The 23,834-nt window shown below is 38.6% G+C and carries 18 protein-coding genes; 7 read left to right on the forward strand and 11 right to left on the reverse strand.

Features of this window, described 5'->3' with window-relative positions; translation table 11 throughout:
• Positions 1–7: 7 nt before the first annotated feature.
• Positions 8–1,402 carry a TolC family protein gene (locus EDF66_RS01015; RefSeq protein WP_132839899.1) on the reverse strand — a complete coding sequence of 465 codons (1,395 nt, stop codon included), beginning with the start codon at positions 1,400–1,402 and terminating at the stop codon, positions 8–10.
• An 87-nt stretch (positions 1,403–1,489) separates the two neighbouring features.
• The gene (locus tag EDF66_RS01020; protein ID WP_132839901.1) at positions 1,490–1,912 is read right to left on the reverse strand and encodes an HYC_CC_PP family protein; all 423 of its coding nucleotides are present in this window, start codon (positions 1,910–1,912) and stop codon (positions 1,490–1,492) included.
• 479 nt (positions 1,913–2,391) lie between these two features.
• On the opposite strand from EDF66_RS01020, the gene EDF66_RS01025 reads away from it, so the two are divergent.
• From EDF66_RS01025 to EDF66_RS01045, 5 genes are all read left to right on the forward strand, one after another.
• Positions 2,392–3,978, forward strand: a complete 1,587-nt coding sequence (locus EDF66_RS01025; protein ID WP_132839903.1) for an ABC-F family ATP-binding cassette domain-containing protein — start codon at positions 2,392–2,394, stop codon at positions 3,976–3,978.
• Positions 3,979–4,363: 385 nt separating this feature from the next.
• Positions 4,364–5,251, forward strand: a complete 888-nt coding sequence (locus EDF66_RS01030; protein ID WP_021188553.1) for a pirin family protein — start codon at positions 4,364–4,366, stop codon at positions 5,249–5,251.
• Positions 5,252–5,256: 5 nt separating this feature from the next.
• Positions 5,257–5,652 (forward strand): OsmC family protein, encoded by a 396-nt coding sequence (locus EDF66_RS01035; protein ID WP_021188554.1) that lies wholly within the window; start codon positions 5,257–5,259, stop codon positions 5,650–5,652.
• Positions 5,653–5,760: 108 nt separating this feature from the next.
• Positions 5,761–6,612, forward strand: coding sequence for a TraB/GumN family protein (locus tag EDF66_RS01040; RefSeq protein WP_132839907.1), 852 nt, complete (start codon positions 5,761–5,763; stop codon positions 6,610–6,612).
• A 3-nt stretch (positions 6,613–6,615) separates the two neighbouring features.
• Positions 6,616–7,032 (forward strand): DUF1801 domain-containing protein, encoded by a 417-nt coding sequence (locus EDF66_RS01045; RefSeq protein ID WP_132839909.1) that lies wholly within the window; start codon positions 6,616–6,618, stop codon positions 7,030–7,032.
• A gap of 167 nt (positions 7,033–7,199) precedes the next feature.
• Here the strand turns inward: EDF66_RS01045 and EDF66_RS01050 are convergent, their stop codons facing one another.
• Both EDF66_RS01050 and EDF66_RS01055 read right to left on the reverse strand, forming a co-directional pair.
• Positions 7,200–8,819, reverse strand: a complete 1,620-nt coding sequence (locus tag EDF66_RS01050) for an NADP-dependent glyceraldehyde-3-phosphate dehydrogenase (RefSeq protein WP_021188556.1) — start codon at positions 8,817–8,819, stop codon at positions 7,200–7,202.
• Positions 8,820–9,058: 239 nt separating this feature from the next.
• Entirely contained in the window at positions 9,059–9,802 is a 744-nt protein-coding gene (locus EDF66_RS01055; protein WP_243655967.1) for a carbon-nitrogen hydrolase family protein, read from the reverse strand.
• A 289-nt stretch (positions 9,803–10,091) separates the two neighbouring features.
• On the opposite strand from EDF66_RS01055, the gene EDF66_RS01060 reads away from it, so the two are divergent.
• On the forward strand, positions 10,092–11,843 hold the full coding sequence (locus tag EDF66_RS01060; RefSeq protein ID WP_207898376.1) for an ABC transporter ATP-binding protein: 1,752 nt from the start codon (positions 10,092–10,094) through the stop codon (positions 11,841–11,843).
• Between the two features lie 103 nt (positions 11,844–11,946).
• Positions 11,947–13,677 carry an ABC transporter ATP-binding protein gene (locus EDF66_RS01065; protein WP_132839911.1) on the forward strand — a complete coding sequence of 577 codons (1,731 nt, stop codon included), beginning with the start codon at positions 11,947–11,949 and terminating at the stop codon, positions 13,675–13,677.
• 69 nt (positions 13,678–13,746) lie between these two features.
• Here the strand turns inward: EDF66_RS01065 and EDF66_RS01070 are convergent, their stop codons facing one another.
• The 7 genes from EDF66_RS01070 to EDF66_RS01100 all read right to left on the reverse strand — a co-directional run bounded on the left by EDF66_RS01070 (position 13,747) and on the right by EDF66_RS01100 (position 23,830).
• Entirely contained in the window at positions 13,747–14,415 is a 669-nt protein-coding gene (locus tag EDF66_RS01070; RefSeq protein ID WP_132839912.1) for a DUF3823 domain-containing protein, read from the reverse strand.
• A gap of 16 nt (positions 14,416–14,431) precedes the next feature.
• The gene (locus EDF66_RS01075; protein ID WP_132839914.1) at positions 14,432–16,261 is read right to left on the reverse strand and encodes a RagB/SusD family nutrient uptake outer membrane protein; all 1,830 of its coding nucleotides are present in this window, start codon (positions 16,259–16,261) and stop codon (positions 14,432–14,434) included.
• 28 nt (positions 16,262–16,289) lie between these two features.
• The gene (locus EDF66_RS01080) at positions 16,290–19,469 is read right to left on the reverse strand and encodes a SusC/RagA family TonB-linked outer membrane protein (protein ID WP_132839916.1); all 3,180 of its coding nucleotides are present in this window, start codon (positions 19,467–19,469) and stop codon (positions 16,290–16,292) included.
• A 99-nt stretch (positions 19,470–19,568) separates the two neighbouring features.
• Positions 19,569–21,092: an MFS transporter gene (locus EDF66_RS01085; protein ID WP_132839917.1), complete on the reverse strand. Its 1,524-nt coding sequence runs from the start codon at positions 21,090–21,092 to the stop codon at positions 19,569–19,571.
• Positions 21,089–21,952 carry a sugar phosphate isomerase/epimerase family protein gene (locus tag EDF66_RS01090; RefSeq protein ID WP_132839919.1) on the reverse strand — a complete coding sequence of 288 codons (864 nt, stop codon included), beginning with the start codon at positions 21,950–21,952 and terminating at the stop codon, positions 21,089–21,091. The genes EDF66_RS01085 and EDF66_RS01090 overlap by 4 nt, the downstream gene beginning before the upstream one ends.
• 10 nt (positions 21,953–21,962) lie before the next feature.
• Positions 21,963–23,072, reverse strand: a complete 1,110-nt coding sequence (locus EDF66_RS01095; RefSeq protein ID WP_207898378.1) for a Gfo/Idh/MocA family protein — start codon at positions 23,070–23,072, stop codon at positions 21,963–21,965.
• 20 nt (positions 23,073–23,092) lie between these two features.
• Complete coding sequence (locus EDF66_RS01100; protein ID WP_132839920.1) at positions 23,093–23,830, reverse strand: ThuA domain-containing protein; 738 nt, start codon at positions 23,828–23,830, stop codon at positions 23,093–23,095.
• Between the last annotated feature and the right edge of the window lie 4 nt (positions 23,831–23,834).

Here is a 23,834-nt window from a genome sequence, read left to right on the forward strand (position 1 = left end):
AGAAAAATTAGTGTTGAGTCGCTTTAAGTAAAATCGAAATATCTCCTTGTGCAGATGCTAATAGCAGCATCGCCTGCCAAACATTGTTTTGGGCAATTTCATAATCGACCTCAGCCCTATTGAGGCTGTACAATGCCTGTGTGAAATCAACCAATGTTGTAAGACCATTCTCATACAATGCTGTATGTTGACGATGGGCTAACTGTGAAGCGGTGAGCTGTACTTTTGTTTCTTCAAGATTATCGACCGCATTTTGAAACTGTACTTTCGCTAAATTGGTTTGCGCATTCAGTTCTTTCTCCAATAAAGTATAATCTTGCTTTAAGGATTGGGATTGAAACTGTTGCTCCTTTATTTTACTGGCAAACCGAAAGATATTTGTCAAATTCCAACTCAATGTACCTCCCAAAAGGTAATTGCTACGCTGAATTCCTGCACCTTTAAAATAGGAAGATGAATATGCGGTGTTATCCTGGACATAGTTCCAATCAAAACCTGAACCACGTCCCTGCACCACACCAAAAATATTGATGTTGGGCATTTTATGGCTGTGGATAAATTTTTCAGATTGCGCACTTTCATCAATCTTGCGTTGCTGCAATTCCAATAAAGGATGCCTCGCTACTTTACTTTGAATTTGATCCCATAGCATAATAGGTACACTGGTATTGAATACACTGTCCAGTTCATACGTTTGAAAATCATCGTCCAACAAAACGGCAAGCTGTTTTGAATAGGCCAGCTCTTTATCGTAAGATTTGATTTCTAACGATCTCGCATGAGAGACCTCTGCTTTCGCAAGCGAAACATCAACTTCTGGAATTAAACCACTTGTTGCCCGACTGTAGGTCATATCAAAAAACACCTGGGCACGTTCTGTATTTTTACCCTGAACAAATTTAATACGTTGGCTCGCCAATAGATTAACATAGGACGCCGCAACTTTGACCTGATGTTCAAATATGATCTGATCGACATCAGCAGTTGCAGTCTGCTCCTTTGTACGGGCAAGTGCCACTTGATTTGTTTTTTTGCCAAAGGTGAATACATTCCAATTGACGTTAGCAAAATACAGAGACCCAAAAGCAGCATTCCAATTTTGTTCAGCCAAAGGCATTGAAGTTGCGGCAGAAGCTAAACCTCCATGAGCATACATGGGCCCGTTTTGTGCATTGATCGTTCCATAACTTTGCTGTGCACCCAAGGTCACATCGGGAAGAAATTGTTTGTTTTGAAAAATAGTATTCTGTTCAGCAGACTGAACAAGAGTTCTTTTTGATTTTATTTTATCATGCTGGTCAACTGCACGTTGCAATGCATCAGATAAGTTTAGTACTTGTCCAAAACCCGATGAGTTAAGAGCAAGCATAAAGCCTACTGACGCCATGAATTTAAGATTCATAGACGAAAGTTTAAAAAGTTATATAAAGAATGAGTACCGATTCCTCTTCATTGGGAATGGTAAATGTCAAATTCAATACATGACTTTCTATATTCTATAGATGCAATGGAAGATATAGAGGGGATTTGTCCGGGGAAGTATTCTGTCGGACAGGTAATTAGGATTATTAGAGACATTAGTGATCGATAGTTTATCGAAAACAGCACCTAATGTTCGGTTGGGAATAACATCTCCCCAAATTTTTAGCGAAAAATCAAAGCCAGCTTGTTTACTTGAAGCTTTATCGGTCTTAAAGATCTGCGTTTCTACTTTGCAACAGTTCTTCTTTTTCTTCTCCAGTCCTTTTTCCTTAGAAGCACAGATGGCACAAGGCGTATTGGTATTATGATTGATATTCGTTAAGGTTACTTCTTTCGTTGCGGTTCCCATACAAAAATGCGCATACTGAGCAAAGCCCGAGGACAAGATCAGGTAAACGAATGAGAGGAATATGACGAATAGTTTTTTCATAATACTTGGTGCAAAGCTAGCGCAATAGGCAACTTAGATTTTTATAACATTATGGGTAAATCTTGTAAAACTTTATGAAATTTGCACCGAGCTTCACCCTAATAAAGTGCCGTTACGTGATTATACCCTAGAAATGTACCATTTAATAAGATATCTAAACTTTTCCTTTTATAAAGAATATGACCTGCCGTAAAACAGTAATAAGAATACTTAATTAGCTGTAAAGTAAGCACTAGTATAAAATAGAAAAGCCGATGACCCGAAGTGAAATCATCCGACTGGAGATTACAAATCTGTCAATTTTGTCGTGCAAAAAATAAACAGCCACAAAAATTTGTTTTCATATCCGCACAAAATTATCTAGATTTGCATCAGTAACTAAAAAGCAACATATCCATGTAATAAATAATTTCTTTTTGCAAAAAATTAATGTGACGCATACTCCATGCGCACGATCGTTCATGCTAAAAAAAGAAATTATGCTTATTTTACAAAACATTTCATATATACATCAAAATAAAGATGTGCTGTTTCAGGACATCAGTCTAAGTTTGCAGGACAATAAAAAAGTTGCTTTGATCGGAAACAATGGTGTCGGAAAATCCACACTGTTAAAGATCATTGCGGGTGAATTAACCGTCGCTCATGGCCAAAAAAGTATTGATGGCACCTTATATTACGTGCCGCAGCTATTCGGTCAGTACAATCATTTAACGGTAGCGCAGGCATTAAAAATCGATCATAAGTTAAGTGCACTTCATGCCATACTTTCAGGAATTGTAACAGAAGAAAATCTAACTGTACTCGATGATGATTGGAACATTGAAGATCGATGCCAGGAGGCATTGTCTTACTGGAAATTAACGGATCTCGCTTTGGACCAAAAGCTAGACAGCCTGAGCGGTGGCCAGAAAACGAAAGTTTTTCTAGCAGGGATCAGTATTCACCAGCCCAAACTGATTTTACTCGATGAGCCAAGCAATCAGTTAGACACCATGAGCCGTAAGCTGCTGTATCAATTCATCCGTTCTTCATCCAGCACGATGATTATCGTAAGTCACGATCGTTCCTTGCTCAATCAACTCGATGCCATGTACGAATTGACCTCTTCTGGATTGATTTACTATGCCGGTAATTATGATTTCTATCTGGAAGAAAAGAAGATGAAACAAGAGGCCTTGCATCATGACATCAAACATGTCGAAAAAGAAATCAGAAAAACAAAGATCAAGGCGCGCGAGACCATAGAGCGGCAACAAAAATTAGATGCTAGAGGGAAGAATAAACAGCAGAAAGAGGGCGTTTCCCGAATCATGATGAATACCTTGCGCAATAATGCTGAAAAAAGCACCGCTAAAATAAAAGATACGCATCATGAAAAAAGTGCCGGTCTATCTCAGGAGTTGCAGAGCTTAAGAAAGGGAATTCCAGATATTGACAAAATAAAGTTTGGTCTAACGGACTCCAATTTACACGCAGGCAAAAAACTCTTTACCGTAAAGAAGCTGAATGGCAATTTTAATGGAAAGCCGCTTTGGAATACAAATTTAGATTTTGAAATCTCAAGTACAGAACGTATTGCTTTAAAAGGAGAAAATGGATCTGGGAAAACAACTCTTATTCAGATTTTGCTCAATAAGATCCAAGATTACCAAGGTGAAGTGTATCGTGCAGCACATAAATCAGTGTATATTGATCAAGATTATTCCATGATCAACAATGATCTGACCATATATGATCAGGTACAGTTATTTAATGACACTAGCTTACAGGAACATGAGATCAAAATCAGATTAAATCGATTTTTATTTGGTAAAGACAGCTGGGATAAGCGATGCAATACCCTGAGCGGTGGAGAAAAAATGAGGCTATGCCTATGTTGCTTAACAATTCAGAATCTAGCACCCGATCTCATCATTATGGATGAACCGACTAATAACTTAGATATTCAGAATATTGAAATATTGACTACCGCTTTAAAAACTTACCAGGGTACCATACTGGTCGTATCTCATGATGAGTACTTTTTACAGGAGATAAATATCGAGCGAACAATCATGCTCTAGTTTATTTGGCATTATAAAAATTGACTTTTCGACTCCACGTCAGACCTATTGTAAGTGGAGTCGAAAAGTTATCTTTTTCCTAAAGTAACGTATGATTACTGTACCACCACGCTTCATACAAAAATCTAGCATTGTTCTTTTATAGGCGGCATATCATGGATAAACTTCCTGAATTTTAAATAAATTGCTGGTTGCCGTCATTTTCTTAATCTAGATCAATAATATAAATAAAACAAGTACTTATCTTTAGCAGAAGAACGAGGCGTTCTCTGGCATGTGTTTATCAGTATCCCTAGCGATAACCTATTGAATATGGTTTTGCTGACACCAAAACTAAAATACATGACAACTGTTTCATACAATAAGATTTTAAAATAACATAGCTATGTCTAACATTGGTATTATTATAGAAGAACGGGCCGCAGATATCGGCAATTTTATGGTTGGTCGTTTATTGCCTTTTCGTCAAAAGCGAATGGTTGGGCCTTTTACTTTTATTGATCATATGGGCCCTGCGGCATTAAATGAATATGAAAACCTCGATGTCGGTCCACATCCTCATATTGGCTTATCAACCCTAACCTATCTCTTTGAAGGAGCAATTATGCACCGCGATAGTCTAGGTACCGAAATGGAGATAAAACCCGGAGCGGTAAACTGGATGACTGCGGGTAAAGGCGTAACCCATTCTGAGCGTACTCCCGAATACTTAAGACATACCGATAAAGTGTTACATGGCCTTCAGATCTGGGTAGCATTACCAAAAGAACTTGAAGAGTGCGAACCATCTTTTGAACATACCAATGCCGAAGATTTACCACATTGGGAAGATGAAAATGGGGTCAGCTATACCTTAATTGCGGGTGAAGCCTTTGGAAAAAAATCACCTGTATCCGTATACAGCAAATTATATTTCATCGAAATTAAATCTAAAAACAAGGCAAAGATCAGCATCGGCAACGATTTATACGGCGAATCGGGTCTTTATATTTTAGATGGTACCATTACAGATAGCGGAACAACATTTGAATCTAAACATTTATTGGTCGCTAAAGATGCTAAATTATGTGAATTTGAAATCGGTGAAAATTCAAAAATCTATATTTTCGGAGGAGAACCTTTACCCGAGGAACGGTATATTTTATGGAATTTTGTGAGCTCCTCCAAAGAAAGATTAGAACAAGCAAAGCAAGACTGGATCAACAATAGATTTCCAGAAGTTCCGAATGAAACAGGAAATATTCCACTTCCAGAATTTTATTTAAACAAATAAACATCATGAATAGCGCTAAAGCTACTATCGGTATAGATAAATATAAAACAACAGTAACTGCAGGAAAAAACAGCATTATTGTAGACGAACCAGAAGAAAAAGGTGGTCTTGACCTCGGATTTCATCCGCAGCAGTTATTAGCGGCATCTTTGGCATCCTGTACAGCCATTACCTTAAAAATGTATACTGACCGAAAGGAATGGGATATTGGTCCTATCGATGTAGAAGTTGATATTGAACAGTCAGAAGATAAAAAAGAAACGAAATTTATCAGAAAAATTAGCTACAAAGGCAATCTTGATGATAAGCAGAAGGGGCGCATTGAAGCGATCGCCAACGCCTGCCCCATTCATAAAATACTCCTTTCACAAGTAACCGTTGAGACGCGAGTGATAGCGTAAAAAAATGCCTCAAAAAGCTTTATAATTTAATTTATAAAGCTTTTTTGCTATCACGCTGTAACATTTTATGCTTTTCACATACTTATAGTGTATTAAAAACTTATTTATATGAAAAAAATATGCCTTATGGCTATCATAGCCTTTATCGTAGCCACCTTTACTGTTCACGCACAAGATAATACCGTCCTGTGGAAAATATCAGGAAATGGATTAAAGAAAGACTCTTATTTATTGGGTACGATGCACATTATGTGTGAGGACGATTATATATTAAAAGATAAAATTAAAAACCTAATACCGCAGGTCGATGTTGTAACTTTCGAAGTAAATCTTGCATCAGAAGAAAATAAAGCACTTATTCCTGAAATGATGAAACCTGACACGAGTTTTCTGAAAGGATTAAGTCAGGGTGAACTATTAAAAATTGACAGCATTCTGATTTCACAGGGCCTATCCGTTAAAATGTTAGAGATGATGTCCCCTGCTGTCTTTGTTTCTATCTTGAGTTTAAAATCAATGAATTGCTCCGACCCTAGAAATGTTAAAACCATGGAGGCGGACATCCAGACATTAGCGGCGTCAGCAAACAAAAAAATAGATGATTTAGAAACACTGAAATTTCAGATCGACATGTTAAACAGCATGTTTAAGGCATCCGATTTACTAAAATACCTTGAAAAAATTGATGAAATGCCAGCTGTATCGAATAAGATGGTCACTGCTTACAAGGCCGAAAATCTAAAAGATTTGGAAACAGTAATTTATGACAGCAGTTATATGTCCAAAGAAGAACAAGCTGATTTCTTAACCAAGCGCAACAACAATTGGATCAACAAAATGCCCGCTAAGATGACGCAATCTTCACATCTATTTGCAGTCGGTGCAGGACATCTGGTTGGCAATGAAGGTTTATTGAAACTCTTAACTGCGAAAGGTTATAAGCTCACTCCTATCTTATAAAATATGGCGAAGAACAAAACAATGCCCACAGATGAATCTGTTACGCAATTTATTGAACAGATACCTGATCAACAGAAAAGGGTCGACAGTTATAAGCTGATCAAAATTATGGAAGAGATTACAGCACAGCCCGCAACTTTGTGGGGACCAAGTATCATTGGTTTTGGCAGCTACCATTACAAATATGCCAGTGGCCATGAAGGTGATGCGCCTTTGGTCGGTTTTTCTCCAAGAAAACCTGCGATATCATTGTATCTCTATACCTGTGATGATGAACAAAAATACGATCTTGAGCAACTCGGGAAATATAAAATGAGCAAATCCTGTATATACGTCAAACGGCTTTCTGATATTGATGAAGCTGTTCTCAGAAAGATCGTAGAAGATGGTGTAGCAGCAGTAAAAAAGAAATATAGTTAACAGTAAAAGGCGAAAGATAATCTTTCGCCTTTTTGATAGTTACCGTTGTGATTCCAAGTTATTTTCGTACAAGTCTGTACGTAAATTTTCAAGGGAAACGCCCCGATTTATGACAATAATACACCGCTATGCTTCTCCCGATCGAGATGAGCATAGCTGTCATATCGTTAAAATATATACTTGGTGCTTAAGAAATTAGATCTATTTTCACTCACAATATCATTTAACAAATCTTTGTTGTGCTCTGTATTTTTAGTAGCTACTAATGATCGGATAGAAAAAGATCTTAGCGCATCGACAACAGACAAAGTTCCTTCAGCACTATCTTTTCTTCCTGTAAATGGAAAAATATCTGGTCCACGTTGACATTGGCAATTGATATTTACACGACTTACCTGATTGACCAAAGGATCGATCAAAGAAGAAATAACAGCCGCATTATTACTAAATATACTCACCTGCTGTCCGTGAGAGGATCCGATTAAATATTCAATTGGTTCTTCCAGATCATCAAAAGGAACAACTGGAACAACTGGACCAAATTGTTCTTCACGGTATAATTTCATCTGCTCATTGACAGGATAAACAATAGCCGGATAAACAAATGACTCCAATACTTCACCACCATTCGGGTTGATCACTTTCGCTCCGAACTGCTTTGCATCTTCAATACACTCTGTTAAATAAGCTGGTTTATTCACTTCAGGAAGCGGTGTAAGTGCTACTCCACTCTCCCAAGGCATACCGTACTTCAGTCGTGACACTTCTTCAGTCAGTTTTTTCAAAAATTCCTGAGCTAGACTACGGTGCACATATACGATTTTAATCGCAGTGCATCGTTGACCGTTAAAAGATAACGCACCCAATACTGTTTCTTTGACTGCAAGGTCTAAGTCAGCATCACGGGTTACTATAGCCGCATTTTTGGCATCTAATCCTAGAATTGCACGTAGACGGTTCACTTTAGGATGAAGCTTTTTTAACTCATCAGCAACTCTGCTTGATCCGATCAAAGTCAGTACATTGATCTTGCCAGATTGCATCAGTTGCGGTACGATTTTATTTCCTCTACCATAAATGGTATTGACAACTCCTTTAGGAAAACTAGAACGGAAAGCCTCTAACAACGGATAGTGTAAAAGAGTACCATGCTTAGGTGGTTTGAATAATAACGTATTACCCATGATCAAAGCGGGGATCAACGTTGTAAAAGTTTCGTTCAGCGGGTAATTAAAAGGTCCCATGCAAAGTACCACACCAAGTGGCGATCTTCTCACTTGGGCAATAATTCCTTGCTCGATTTGAAAGCGGGATGAATCGCGGTCAATATCCTTTAAAGCGTCGATAGTGGCATAGATATATTCTACGGTACGATCAAATTCCTTTACAGAATCTGCATACGACTTACCGATTTCCCACATAATCAATTTAACAACAGTATCCTTTTGCTCTAACATTTTATGTGTAAAACGCTCAACACAGGCAATTCTGTTGGCAACACTCATCGTCGGCCATTCGCCACGTCCGTTGTCAAAAGCATTTACAGCAGCATCTAATGCTTCCATCGATTCCTTAACTGTACATACCGGGTAGCTACCGATGCGCTTTCGCTGAAGTCCGTCTTTTGTCTGTATACAAATAGGCGAAAACACTTCGTTCACCTCTCCTGCCCAAGGAAGTAATGCTCCATTTGAAAGGAAAACACGTTGATCCAATTGTTCAGCTAGATTAAATTCTGACGGAATATCCGCTTCAGAATAAAAAATGCTCTTTAGGTCTAAGTTCATTTTTCTTTTTTAATTTACTTTATTTTAATGAAAAAGGTTAGTGGTAATGTTTGGAAAAACAGATTACTTTGATAAAAAAAATATATATTCCCTTATTACTCTATCATAAAGGTATACAATTAATTTAAATTTTGCTAATATAATTGTGTATTTATTACACTATCTATAACAAAGTTGATTTTTTTGAATTAAATCAGCATTTCAGATACCGATAAAATTGAAAGACAGTACTTAACCTTTTATAAATATAAATTGCTTTTGAACCTTTTAGCTAACATTCCTGAACCTTTGGCTGGATCGATATCAACAATTAAAACCACCGCTTCTCCATACTGCTGATGCTTAACACAGGAACCATCCGGTGCAATTACAGCTGAAGCAGACTCTTGATAAGTGGAGGCATAATTGACACTGGCAAAGTAAATGGTATTTTCCAGGGCACGCATCATCATGGCCTTTTCATAATAGGGATTCTCCTTCGCTCCGAATGTATGATAGTGTTGACCTGTTTCATTACTGCCTGTTAGATGCGGATGAAACACGATATGAGCTCCATTGCATGCACTCCATCGCACAGATTCGGGGTAACGAAAACCTTCATGACAGATCGTTATTCCAAATTTTAATCCGTTTATTTCAAAAACCTTACGCGATACTCCTGCTGTCCACAGTTCATCTTCGCTTGGATCAAGCTGATTTTTAGTCTGATAACCTAAAAGCTCACCCATACCCGAAATGACATAAGCCAAATTATAAATACAATCGGCAATATATCCGTCCATCGGCAATATAAGCGCAATGTTATGCGATTTTGCAATGAGTTGTGCTTTTTCCAAAGCCATCTGTAATGCTGCGGGAGTACGGCTTTCAATAGCATAACCCATACCTGGATAGCCCGGTATAAATGATTCAGGGAAACAGATGATTTCCGGCACCTCCACGTGCGGCATCGCCTGCGAATTTTTCGAGCAGTTGAAGGCCATGATCTATTTAACTAGGGAAAGGTGGTGATGCAAGTGCTATTTTCATGATCGGTGCTAATGGAAGATAATAGTTAACATGCTGAAGGCAATAAATATTCCGTACGAAAGGCTTACATAAATATAGAAAAATAAAGCCCGATCGATTTATTGCGGAAAAAAAACTTCTCCCTTTCAAGGACTTTTTACTCCCTTTAACAGACTTCCCGGATTAGCTTAACACACTATATTTGCCCAAACAGTAATATTATGTAGAACTATTCTTAATAATAGTTGCCATAACACGAATCAAATGAAAGAAGAAAAAAATAAAAAAAGCGGTATCGCCCGTCTGCTTGAGATAGCCGGCCGAAAAAAGGGTTTATTATTTGTCTCAGGATTTCTATCCGTCATGCATGCCCTACTGAGCTTAGTGCCCTATGTTCTTGTTTTTTATATTATCCGTGAACTCACGAAAGAAAACATCAATTTCAGCTTAGTCAATACCTATGTCATCTATGCTATTTTAGCGGCCATAATCAGTATGCTTGTATTTTTTCTATCAGGCGTATTATCCCATATCGCCGCGTACAATATATTATTTGAACTGCGTAAATTTATCACCGCTCAGGTCGGCAAATTACCCATGGGTTATCTCAATAACCGTAATTCAGGAACATTAAAAAAAATACTTTCTGATGATGTTGAACGCATTGAAAATTTTATCGCCCATCAAATACCCGATTTTGTAAAAGGTATCGCCTTACCCATCATTACTATTGTCTATCTTTTTTTTCAGGACTGGCGTCTGGCTGCAATCAGCTGTGTCCCACTTTTAGTTTTAGCCGTCATGTTACCAAAAATGTACAGTGGAAGAAATAAAAAACTGATTCAGGATTATCATCAATCCTTAGAAGAAATGAATGCCGGTATTGTAGAATATGTCAGAGCTATGCCTGTCATGAAAATATTCGGTCAGTCTGCAGAAACATTTGACAAGTATGGCAACACCATAAAACGGTTCAATAAATTTGTGGGCGAATGGGTTAAAAGCAGTACGCCCGGTTTCGCTATATTTATGAGTTTCACGAGCAATGCGATGTTACCGGTATTGGCTCTCGGACTCTATCTCTATTTTCAGAATGGTGTAACTCTTGCCACACTTCTCTTGTTCCTGATCTTAGGGACCGGATACATTAAGCCTTTGTTTGCCCTCAATAATATGGGTATACAAATATCCATCATCAATCGTGGTGTTGAACAGATCGATGAACTGCTGTATACAGAACATTTACTTGAAAATGCAGCTGTACAGCACCCTATCGACTACTCCATTACATTTGAACATGTAAGTTTTGCTTATCAAGACAAAAACTGGGGACTTCAAAATATTAATTTTACAGTACCTGAAAAAACAATAACAGCTTTGGTCGGCCCTTCGGGGGCAGGAAAAAGTACCATCGGACAATTGCTCGCCCGCTTTTGGGATGTCACCAAGGGTGAAATACGCATCGGCGGTATTGATGTCAGAGATTATCCTACAGAACAGCTCATGCGTCTGGTCTCATTCGTATTTCAGGATAGCTTTATGTTTCAGGACACTATGTATGAAAACATCTGTATGGGTATGAAAAAAAGCCGTGAAGAGGTCGAAGATGCGGCCAAAGCGGCGCAGATACACGATTTAATTTTGAGCTTACCCAACGGATACGATACCTTATTCGGACAGTCCGGTGTACACTTAAGTGGTGGTGAACAACAGCGCTTTCAATTAGCCAGAGCTATTCTTAAAGATGCGCCTATCTTAATTTTAGATGAAGCAACAGCATTCGCTGATCCCGAAAACGAAATCAAAATACAACAAGCATTTAGTCAGTTGATCAAAGATAAGACAGTATTAATCATTGCGCACCGATTGAGTACCATTACTGATGCGGACCAAATATTAGTTTTTGACCATGGTGAATTAATCGATAATGGAAAACATGATGAATTACTGGAAAACAGTGCCTTATATGGACGCATGTGGAATGCCCATACCAGAGCAAAGGAATTTGTGATCTAGTGCACATGGGGAATTTCGCCTCATAAAATTCCGCCTCATCGTTCACATGATAAGGGCGATCATTCATTCAATTTATTACAGCATACAATAGAAATCAGTAAACATGATAAAGAACCTAAAATACGTTACCGCTTTTAACAGAAAAGATACGCGTAAAATCATACTTTGGGAAATACTCCATAGCCTGTTCATTGCCGCTCCTTCAGCAATTTTACTGGTCATCATATGGGAATTGTTTTCTCCTCAACCCGATGTACATAAAATATGGACGGTAGTAGGTATTATGGCTGTCATGCTGGTCGTGCAATTTTTTATTGCATCGCAGTCGATGGTCAGATCCAACTTATGGGTCTATGACCTGTCCACAAAACTTCGTATTGCCTTAGGAAATCGCATCCAGAAATTTTCCCTTGGTTTCTTCAAACAACGTGATCCAGGGGAAATTGCATCCATCGTACTGCAGGATGTATCAAATTTTGAAGGTATTTTTGGGCATAGCGTTGGAAATCTGGCTTCTGCTATTTTTGGAACCACGGTGCTTTCTATTTTCCTATTTATCTATGATTGGAGATTAGCTCTTTGTCTCTTAGCAGCATTGCCACTCATTTATCCCTTTTTATATTTGGCCAATTATTTCGTCAGCAAATTAGGGAAAAAACAAATAGCGGCCCGGAATACTGTTGGAGCAAAATTTTTAGAATATGTACAGGGCATACGACATTTAAAGTCTTATGGATTAACCGGTGAGAAGCATAAGGGATTGGAAAATTCATTTGAAGATCTGAGAAAAAAAAGTATCCGTATGGAGGCTATTCCTGGTCCGTTTGTTGTCACAGCAGGCATTGTTTTCGAGATCGGTTTTATTTTGATGGTCGCCTTAGGATTATACTATTTATCCAACAATACCATCACCATTCCCGTATTAATTACGTTCCTCATTATGGGCTATAATTTATACAACCCGCTTAAAGTGGTCATGGTCGATTATCTGGTGCTTCGATACATGAATGAAAGTCTCAACCGTATTGTTGCTATTATGGAAACACCTACCATGGAAACGGGAAAAGAAGCTGTCCCCAATCGATATGATGTCGTATTCGACAATGTTAGTTTTGGTTATCAAAATAAGTTAACCGTTCAGAATCTGAGTTTTACTGTTCCTGAAAAATCAATGCTCGCTTTGGTAGGCCATTCTGGTTCTGGAAAATCAACAATTGCCTCGCTCATTGCTCGTTTTTGGGAGGTAAATACCGGCGTCATTAAAATCGGCGGCATGGACATTCGCGATATTCATCAAGATCAGTATTATACACTTATCAGCGAAGTATTTCAAGATGTATATCTCTTTGACGACACTGTTTATAACAACATCAAAATTGGTAAACCAGACGCAACCCTAGAAGAAATCATTGATGCGGCCGATAAAGCACAGATACTGGATTTCGTATGGGAATTTCCGAAAGGGATGGATACCATGGTGGGTGAAGGTGGCAGTAAACTTTCAGGAGGTCAAAAACAGCGCATCAGCATCGCCCGTGCATTATTGAAAAATGCACCGATTATACTGCTGGATGAAGCCACAGCAAGTCTCGATCCTGAAAATGAAATTTATATCCAGCATGCCATACAGGAACTTGTAAAAGCTAAAACCGTAATTGTAATTGCGCATAAATTGGCTACCATTAAAAATGCAGACCAGATCATTGTATTGAATAATGGCGGTATTGCAGAAAAAGGAACACATGAAGCATTAGTGGAACAGGATGGTATTTACAGAAAAATGTGGGAAATACAGCAGAAATCAAATGGATGGAAAGTGAATAAGGATAGCTAAGCTGAAGAATTTAGGAAAAAAAAAGACCTCATGAATCATGAGGTCTTTAACACAATTTCACTGCATCAACTATTTAATTTTTATTATTTCTGAATAGACAGCTTGATCTCCGGCATTTGCCCGAACACCTACTCTGGCAAAAAGAGGTCCGCTTCCACTCACTTCTTTTAACTGGCTGAGATCTTCTGATAAACTGATCTCCGTTTTACCATCCTGATAATCCTTTCGGAAAATATTTGTGGCATCATCGACAAAGGCCGTACGGCTAACCAGCAACATATAATAATTGACACTTGCATTGTCAAAAACCTTGTTTATTGTAAAACTGCTTGATAGCTTTTGGTTGGCATCTAAGGATAACTTTACATTCTCAATGGTGTAATAAGGAGTCACTTCATAATTGACAGTCGTGCTCCCTTTCAATTCAAATCGAACGGTATCGGTACTGTTTAACCAAGGGCCATTATTATTAGTGGCGATTAGTTTATACTTGCCATCAAAAATTTTAGACTTGAAACTTCCGTCTTGGCCTACGTAAACCTGAACTGGAGCATTGAGTTCAAATCCTTCTTGGTAAAGCTGTAATTTAACAACCTCACCTGTCCCTCTGACCCCAATCGGCTTTCCTTTATAGCTAACCTGCCCACTTATTGTCGAAGTAGGTTGGTCATAATTATCTTTACCACAAGCAGAAAACAGTAATGACAGTACAGTCATAATAATCAATATATTTTTCATATTCTTTGATTTAGTTTTATTGATACGGATTTCTAACCATTTTAGGATTATTATTAATCCAGTCCTGATTGATGAAATTATAATAATTCTTCATTTGGAAGAATCGCGGATTCGGTGAATTTGTAAAAGGTTGTTTATCAAAAACCCATTTGCCATGATTAACATTTCCCGGAGCTACAACTTTATAGGGAAACAAAGCATACTGTATAGCATCCGGATTTTGCGTAGATCCATTCCATATTTTATCGGCCAATCTCCATCGTTTTAAATCCCAGTACCGATGATCTTCAAATGCAAATTCGACTCTTCTTTCCTGCACAATATCTGCTAGAGACATCGTATTTAATGCCTTTAACCCTGCTCTAGATCTGATCTGATTAAGATAGCCTAGTGCTTTACTCATATTGTTTAACTCAAAAGCCGCTTCACTGGCGATCATGACGGCCTCAGCAAATCTAAACCGCGGGAACCACATTTCACTATTACGGCCTCTTGTTGAAGCTCCGGGATTTTCATCTAAAAATTTCCGGAAAAAGAAGCCTGATTTATTGACATATTGCAAGTTTGAGGTAATTGGCCCATTTGCCGCAGTGATCAGACCATTAGCATCACTTGTTCCAGGCTGGCCGATTTTAGTTACGTAAGACCCGCCCTGCAATATCTTCTGACCAGCTTGCAAAGTAACCACCTCGCCCTTAAAAACCGATCCAGGCAAAATAATAGAACCACTTAGTCTTGGATCTTTATCCTGGAAAATAGCTAAAGGATTATCATAGAAGATATAATTACCGTTCGCATCTTTATTTTTTAAAATCCCATTTCGATCATTGATATATTCAAAATCTTCAACTAAATTTAAAATCGGTCCTGCATATGCACGGTCAATATCTTCCGCCAGCGATGGCGCAATATTATTCTTGGTAAATTCTACCGTTTGTCCCGGATATTTATAATCTCTGGCCCATATCACTTCCACATTGTTCTCTTTGAGATTAATCGCTTCGTAAAAATTCCGGCTTAGATCATCCGGTTTCTTCAAGCTGAGCTGATATTTACCGCCATTGATCACCTGCTCTGCCGCACCAAGTGCTAATTCGTAAAACTTCTGAGCCTCAGACGCCGCGATACCAACTTCACCATTTGTTGTTTTAATCGGATTGGGCATCTTATTGTTATAATTCGCCAATGATCCGGCATACACAGCCGCCCTTGCTTTTAACATTAATGCTCCCCATTTATTTATTCGACCCGCATTTATCGTCGGACTGTCACCCAAGTTAGCATGGATCTCATCGATTTCCTTAATGATATAGCTATAGATCTCCGACTCTGTTGATCGCGCATATTGCAGTGCTGTAATGTCATCTCCAGGGGTATATTCAAAAACCTCATCCCCCACGATCGGCATACCGCCCATCCCGCGGGCCATATTAAAATAAACCCAGGCTCTTAAAAAGCGTGCTTCCGCTTCATAACTCAATTTCTTAGTCATACTGAGCGCATTTGTACTCCGCAATCCAGCTAAAAACTGATTGATACTCCGGATGAGCGTATAGTCATACACCCGCCATAAATCATCGCCATAGTTTTGGATATTATCAGGACCGCCATCAGATTTACCCGCTTCATCCAAAATCGTATAGCTGTACGAATCTGCTGTATTTTGTCCCCAGTGAACACGTCCATAAAAATTAGCCAGAACAGAATTGATCATGATTTCATCACTAAAAACCTGTTCATCACTGATGATCTTATCCGGGTCCTGGTCAAGTATATTATTGCAGCCGGTAGATAGTAAACCGATCAGCGCGATCCATATAATTTTATTACTGAATAACTTTTTCATATTTATCATTTTAAATTAACAGCCTTAATTAAAAAGTCAGGTTTAAACCAAAATTATAGATCCGCGTTGTCGGATAGACCAGACCACTTGTTGCGTTGATCTCCGGATCCACACCTTTTACATTAGATAACGTCAATAGATTCTGTCCCGAAAAATAGACCCTTGCTCTTTTGATACTCGCTTTTTTCAGGAAACTCTCCGGAAGGGAATAACCAAATTCAAGATTTCTTAGTTTAATGTATTTTACATTATGCTTCCAGAAATCACTGTTCCAATAATTACTATGCGATGTATTGCCGATCAGTAACATGGGGTATTTCCCAGGTATCAGTTCACTGTTTGCATCATATATATCGGAAAGTCTCCAGGTATCTTCCATGTAGTATTGTGCATTATTACCCCCATCATGAAATGGATTTCTTTGCTCATTGTCCTGGTACCAAGAATTCAGACCACCGCCAGTTAAATCAAAGGCTAAATCAAAGTTTTTATAGCCGAATGAAAAATTAAAACCAAAATTCAAAATCGGTGTCGCGTCTTCACGGTATCCAATAGGACGCTCATCCAGTCCATTGATAACGCCGTCACCGTTTTGATCTACATATTTGATATCTCCTGGTCTTAAAGTTTTATTCCCTTGTCTATCATTATCAACTGTCCAGTTTGCGATCTCTTCCCAACTTTGGAACTGACCTGCTGATTCCAGCCCCCAGTTGATGTAACCGAAACGCTCGTTGATTGAATTTCTGTACACATTCCAGGAATTACTAAATCTCGGTTTATACTGGTTCCAATCGTAAAATCTAGAGTAAGTTGCATTCGCAGCGACACTGTAACTCAATTCACCGATACGGTCTGACCACTTGATCATCCCTTCAACACCTTTATGCATATCTGAATTTAAGTTTTCATACGGCAAGTTAAATCCCACTTCCGACGGCAATAATATATCATATCTTCTTGCTGGTAATCCAGTTCTCAACCTTCTGAAATAATCAAAACTTCCTGTCAGTTTAGAGTTGATTAGGGCAAAATCTAGCCCGATATCCAATATTTTCGCTCTAATCCATGATAATGTCGTCACTGGTAGCCCCCTGGGTTGTGAGCCAATAACATATTTTCCATCAATTACAGCACCCCCTGACTTATAATCATAACCTGGTAAATAATCAAATGCATTATAAACAGCAGTATTATTCACTTCAATTTTATCATCGCCCAGCAAACCATAAGATGCACGCAGTTTAAAATCATTGATTTTATTCAATATGGAATTATCTTTCCAAAAACTCTCAGCTGAAGCTCTCCAACCTAATGATGCCGAAGGAAAAAATCCCCAACGCTGTCCTGGAGGAAACTTCCAGGAACCATCGTATCGACCCGAAACTTCAATCAGATATTTACTATCATAATCGTAATTAATACGGGCCAGATAACCTAATCGACCTTCTGTCCTATTTCCATCATCGTTATAAGTGTCCATTGTTTCATAATCGATCAAGTTCAACGAGTTTGCTGTCGGAATGGAATGCACCCACGTGGTTGGTGTATTACGGACAATGGTTTCAAAACCACCAATCACATTCAAATTATGCTTATCGAACAGTTTTGTATAAGCCAACTGAAAATTGGATGTTAGCTCTTCATTATGCCCCATTCTTCTTTCTCGCCATGGATTGTTATTTTCAAAAATCACCGGATAGGTATCATTGGCTTCATCGTATCCATATAATTTATAGGTATATTCGTGGTTATTCAGATTTTGATTTGCATAATAATATCCTACCAAAGCCTTTGCTTTCAAGCCATCAATGATATCATATTCTGCATTGAAATTTAATTGGGCAACACGCCATGTTTCTGTATATTTTCCAGATAAATCATAATTTAACCAGGCGAAATTAGTACCTGGATCGGTAGAGGTTAATGTCGGGTAATTTGGATTATCGTTTGCAAATGGTCTAGCAGTTGGCAAATTACGATAAGTAGCAAAAATTGGCAACCAATAATCATCACCACCGGGCACTCCGGGATTCGTCCGGTTTTCGTAACGCGCATTAAGGGAAGCGCCCACTTTAAGTTTTTTGGAAATCTGCGCATCCACATTCATCTGCACATTGGTCCGTTTAAAACCACCATAATTAACAATCATAGATTCTTGGTTCATATGGCCTGCACTGAAGTAATAATTAATATTATCGGAGCCTCCAGAAGCATTGACCGAATAATACTGTTGTGGTGAAGTCTTCCAGATATAATCATACCAGTCAAATGGAACATAGCCTTTTTCTGTACCCGCTTTCCATTTTTCGAGATCTGTGCGCGAATATTTATAATCTTTGATTCCCTGCACAGTTTCCGATTGGATATAGTTTTCGATGTATGTGACTGCATCTGCAGCCTTAGGAAAGGTAGATAAATTCTGAAATCCGTAATTAGCGATTAGATTGACCGTATTAGCAGAATTTCTTTTTCCTCTTTTTGTTGTGACGACAATAACTCCATTAGCCGCACGGACACCGTAAATAGAGGCAGATGCATCTTTTAGTACAGAAACACTTTCTATATCGTTAAAATCAAGATTATTAAACTGACCCGCATCTTTTTGGACACCGTCAATCACATATAATGGATCACCCATATTGCGGATCTGTAAGGCAGTACCTGCGCCGGGACGGCCATCCGATTGCCGCGAGTTTAAACCCGGAATCTTACCGACCAAAGCTCCTGAAGTTGTTGAAGCAGTAGATCTTTTGATATCGTTGGATCCTAATGTTGAAATGGCAGATGTCAACGATTCCTTTTTTTGTGTTAGTCCAAAACCCGTTACGACAACTTCATCAATGTATTCAGGTGCACTGGAAACTAGGGTTATATCCAGGTTTTGGGATGAAGTATTGAGCTGGATTTCTTTCGTTTCATATCCTTTATGACTCACAACTAGTGTTGCATTAGTGGGATTCATACTTAATGAAAACACACCTGTATTGTTTGTTGATGTTCCAGCAGTGGTTCCTTTGACTAAAACTGTTGCGCCTTGCAAAGGTGTGCCGTCCGAACTTTTAACCGAGCCTTTTACTTCTTTATTTTGTGCATATGCTAGGTTTATGGAACATATACTCCAAATTATAAAAAAATAAGGCACATAGTCTGTTTTTAGATCAAATACCCTCAACAGGAATTTAATCTTAAAGAAAAACTTAATCATAATTTTAAATTTATTTTGGTTATAAAGTTTAAGTGTTTTTGCAAATAGGTGATTGCAAAAACACTTTAAATAGTCTTTCAATTATAGGATGCTTTTTAATTAAATAATATCTATCGGCTTATACCCTCCTTTCTTGTTAAAATAAATAATTAATAGAATAAAAAATACAAACAAACCGATTGGCAATAAGGAAACAGTGGATAGTGCCGCTTTTTTGGCTTTGTTTTCCATTTGCTCAACCACTTGCTGACTCTCTTCGTCTAGGGTTGACAAGTGTGAATAATCAATCGTTTTATATTCCCCGAATATGCTTGATCTCGTTCCTGTCACCAATTTTTCATGGTAATGTGTCTGGTGAATCTGATCATACTCAACCAGTTTTTTATCAATATTACTGTCTTGGATAAAGCCAAGAAAAACAGCTCCGATAATTCCTACCCCTAGTTGTCCTACAGCGCTAGTGATATTTAAAGCTAAGGCGCCACCTTTGGGAAATTGTTCTGAAACAACCCCAAGCATCGTACCCCATAGATAGGTTTTTCCAAAAGCATATAGAACAGCCGCCAGTAAAATATAAATCCCGGAAGAAACGGATAATAACTGCAGACCGAAAGCAGAGACGAGCGCACTTATGGATAAGAGCGCCAGTGGCGACAAAAATTTAACAACTGTACCGCTGTACATCCGTAATATGGTCATGATCACTGCTGTAAATACAAGCACCCAACCTCCCTGAAAGCCCATTTTTTTCATTTCTGGAGTCATAAGATCCGTAATCCAGCTATCGGTACCCAGCTCCATGGTCGCCAAAGGAACCATAGCCAGTAGTAACAATACAAAAAGTCCCTTACCCCATGACCGCACGAAATATCCAAATATGGCTACAATGGCGATGCTTAGTACAATATTGATTTTGTAATCCCAGCTAAATAAACTTCCTAGTTGAAAAACACATAATGCTACAATAATCAGGGCTCCTAAAACACCAACTTCTTTTAACATGTCCAAATAGCCAACACCGGCTTTTACTCGCTCATTTACTGGAAATTTTTGATTGATGATCAATGCGCCATAAGCGACTGCTGGAATCAAAATAAAACCAATGACGATTCGCCAATTGATATCCAGTGCTAAAAGCCCAATACCCAACAAGCCCGATATCGCAATACCCATAGGCCAACCTGCATGTAAAATATTCAGCCATTTGGTTTTTTCTTTCGGATATAGCGATGCGACAACGGGGTTGATAACCGCTTCGGCTGCACCATTTCCTAATGCGAAGAAAAAGGTTCCTGCATATAACATCCAGTAACCTGTAGCAAAAATAGTCAGGACGATAGAAATCAGATGGCAGATAAAAGCAAAGATCATGGACTTTTTGTAGCCGATCCGGTCAATAATTAAGCTAAAGGCAACGATACTCAGTGCAAATGGCCAGAAACTAACACCAAAGATTTCGCCCTGCTGTGTTTTACTCAAATCAAACATAACTGCCCATGTGGGCATAAGAAAGGATCTGAAAACAAAACCAAAAGCCGATGCAACCAGTACAATAAAGCAACCCCAAAAAAGGGTACTTTTAGCGTGGTTGTCTGGTTGGATTATATCTTGTGTAGCGGTCATAATTGTAATGGATTATTTTTGAAAATTTCTGTATAAAAGTTAGCTCCATCCCGAGCTAGAATATCTGAACTTTCCGCTAATGGACGCCAGATACTTGCCGCACGGGCCAGTTCTTTAGAAGGCGATCCGAAGGTTTCTAAAATGACACTTCCCTGATACCCGATTTCATTTAATGCATCACGTATTCCGCACCAGTCAACCTGTCCCGTTCCCGGTGTTCCGCGATCATTTTCATTACCCTGAACATGAGCAAGTTTATCCCCTAAAAGATGGATTGATTTTAAAATGCTTTTCTCTTCAATATTAGCATGAAATGTATCGAGCAAGATCTTTAAGTGAGGATCATCAATCTGATTGATCAATTCCAGAGCCTGCTCGACTGTATTGATCATATCTGTCTCAAAGCGGTTTAGTGGCTCTAATGCCAATACAATACCTTGTTCTTTTGCATACTGCGTTGCTTCAAGCAGATTTTCTAAACAGAAATTCCGTTCTAATTCCTTCTGTTCTTTTGAAACTAATCGTGTTTTTCCAACAGCAGCATAAAGCGGTCCTCCAAAAATTGGACTTTCTAATTCATTAGCGATTTGTATACAATCTTTAATGTAAGAAAGACCAATTTTACGGTATGCGCTATGTTCACTTGAAATGTCTCTTTCTGTACCAAATGCACCGCTCACAGATAAATCTAAACCAATACGCTGCGCCACTTTCTTCAGTTGCTTCACATCAATTGATGCTACATCTTCGACAGCAATCTCCATGACATCATAGCCATAATCCTTTGCTTTATAAAGAATATCAATATGATCTGCTGTGTAAGGTGATACCCATACAAAAGAGCTTATTCCTATTTTCATAGCTTTACATTTAATCAAATGAAGGGATTACGATTCTGACTCCACCCTGCATCGCCGATTCATGGGCACAGATACCAGCACAGGTATAATTTGCCGCTAAGGACGCATCAACGGCAGAATCTCTTCCCTCCACAATAGCTGCAACAAACTCTTGAACTAAATGTGGATGAGAACCCCCATGACCTGCTCCCTGTAAAAATGAAACATGATTTGGATCATCTATTCTTTCCCTTTTAGTAAAGTCTGCAATCTCCGGAATCAATAAATCATCTGTATCCGGCGCCTCCATGCGTACGGCATTTTCGCCACCGTCGAATATAACATGTTGCTCATCCTGTAACTGCTCCCATTCAAAAGACATTTTATCACCATACACATCGTAACTTTCGCGGTACTGTCTCACAACATCAAATAATGATCTTGTCGCCTCAGCGACCACATTGGAATCTTTCAGTTTAAAGGTGGCTGTTTCCACTGCAAACGGTGAATTATACCGGGCAGCAAGATCAGCACTTAGTTGACCTGAACCGTGGCAAACCACAGATTCCGCTATGGTATTATTGATACGTAATAATGGGGAAATGGCATGTGTACCATTTAGCATCGGTGGATAGCCTTTCCAGTATTCCGCCCAGCCCTCCATACTCATATCCTGAATATGTGAACCACGAACAAACTGTATTTTCCCTAATTTCCCCGTATCAGCAAGTTTCAATCCGTACAGAAACTCACGGGTATATAAGGCTGTCTCCATCATCATATAAACTTTATTGACTCTTTTCTTCGCTTCCACGATAGCCTGACAGTCGGCCACGGTCATGGCCATCGGTATGGTACAAGCCGTATGCTTATTCGCATTTAAGGATGCTAATGTCATTTTTGCGTGCTCTGGCACAGGCGTCACCACATGGATGGCATCGACATCATCTCTTTTAATGACCTCATTAAAATCTGTAAATAGTAAATCATCGTCTAGATTGAACTTCTCTTTTAATTCTCTTAGTGTTTCAGGATTTCTAGTACAAACACCAACAGATTTAATATTAGGATGCTTTTGATAAATTGGAATAAATTCTTTTCCAAACCCCATTCCTACGATAACGACAGTGATTTTTTTCATTTTGATTATTTTATGTTGATTTAAATATTTAATGCCCAATGGATTGTATTGATTAAAATTTTACGATAGTCTTTATTTAGATGACTATGCTCATCATGCCCCAGTGTAATTCCCGCTATTCTTGATTTATCATGATTGACAGTGAATACAGCTGGGTATACTTTAGCCGTTTCTAAAGACTGACCGATCACCAGTACATCAATCCCTTTACCAGCAGCATCTGGTTGGTGGCGATACAGTTCGTCTTTGAATGTAAACTCCGGAGAAACGCCTTTACTGATCGGATGTGCCGTGTTCACCACCAGATTTTTAAATTCTTGGAAGTTTTCATGGCTATTACTTCCTCCACCTACGTATTCCAAATTGTACTTAGGCCAGTCTTGCCAATTGTACCATACTGCAGCATGCAGAAGCACGAGCGGTTTACCGTGTGCAATAAACTTTTCAATCGCCAGTTGTGAAGCTTTTGGGATCGGTTGATTATTGGTCAACACCAAAAGATCTGTCGTTTTTAAATAAAAGCGTATGGAATCCGTATTGTCTGTATAGGTCGCATGTACACCTTCAATGGTATTGATCAGCTGTGTATCCTCGATTTTGTACCAGCGATTAAAATCATGCGATCCACCACCACCGACAACCAGTATATTCTTCTTTTTTTGCGCATTAGGGAGTGAATGTACACTTGCTTTGGCATATAAAGTTCCTATACTACTTACTACTATAGTAAGTAATAGCATTACCATTCTATTTTTCATATGT

This window comes from Sphingobacterium sp. JUb20 (assembly GCF_004342035.1).
Lineage (GTDB): Bacteria > Bacteroidota > Bacteroidia > Sphingobacteriales > Sphingobacteriaceae > Sphingobacterium > Sphingobacterium anhuiense.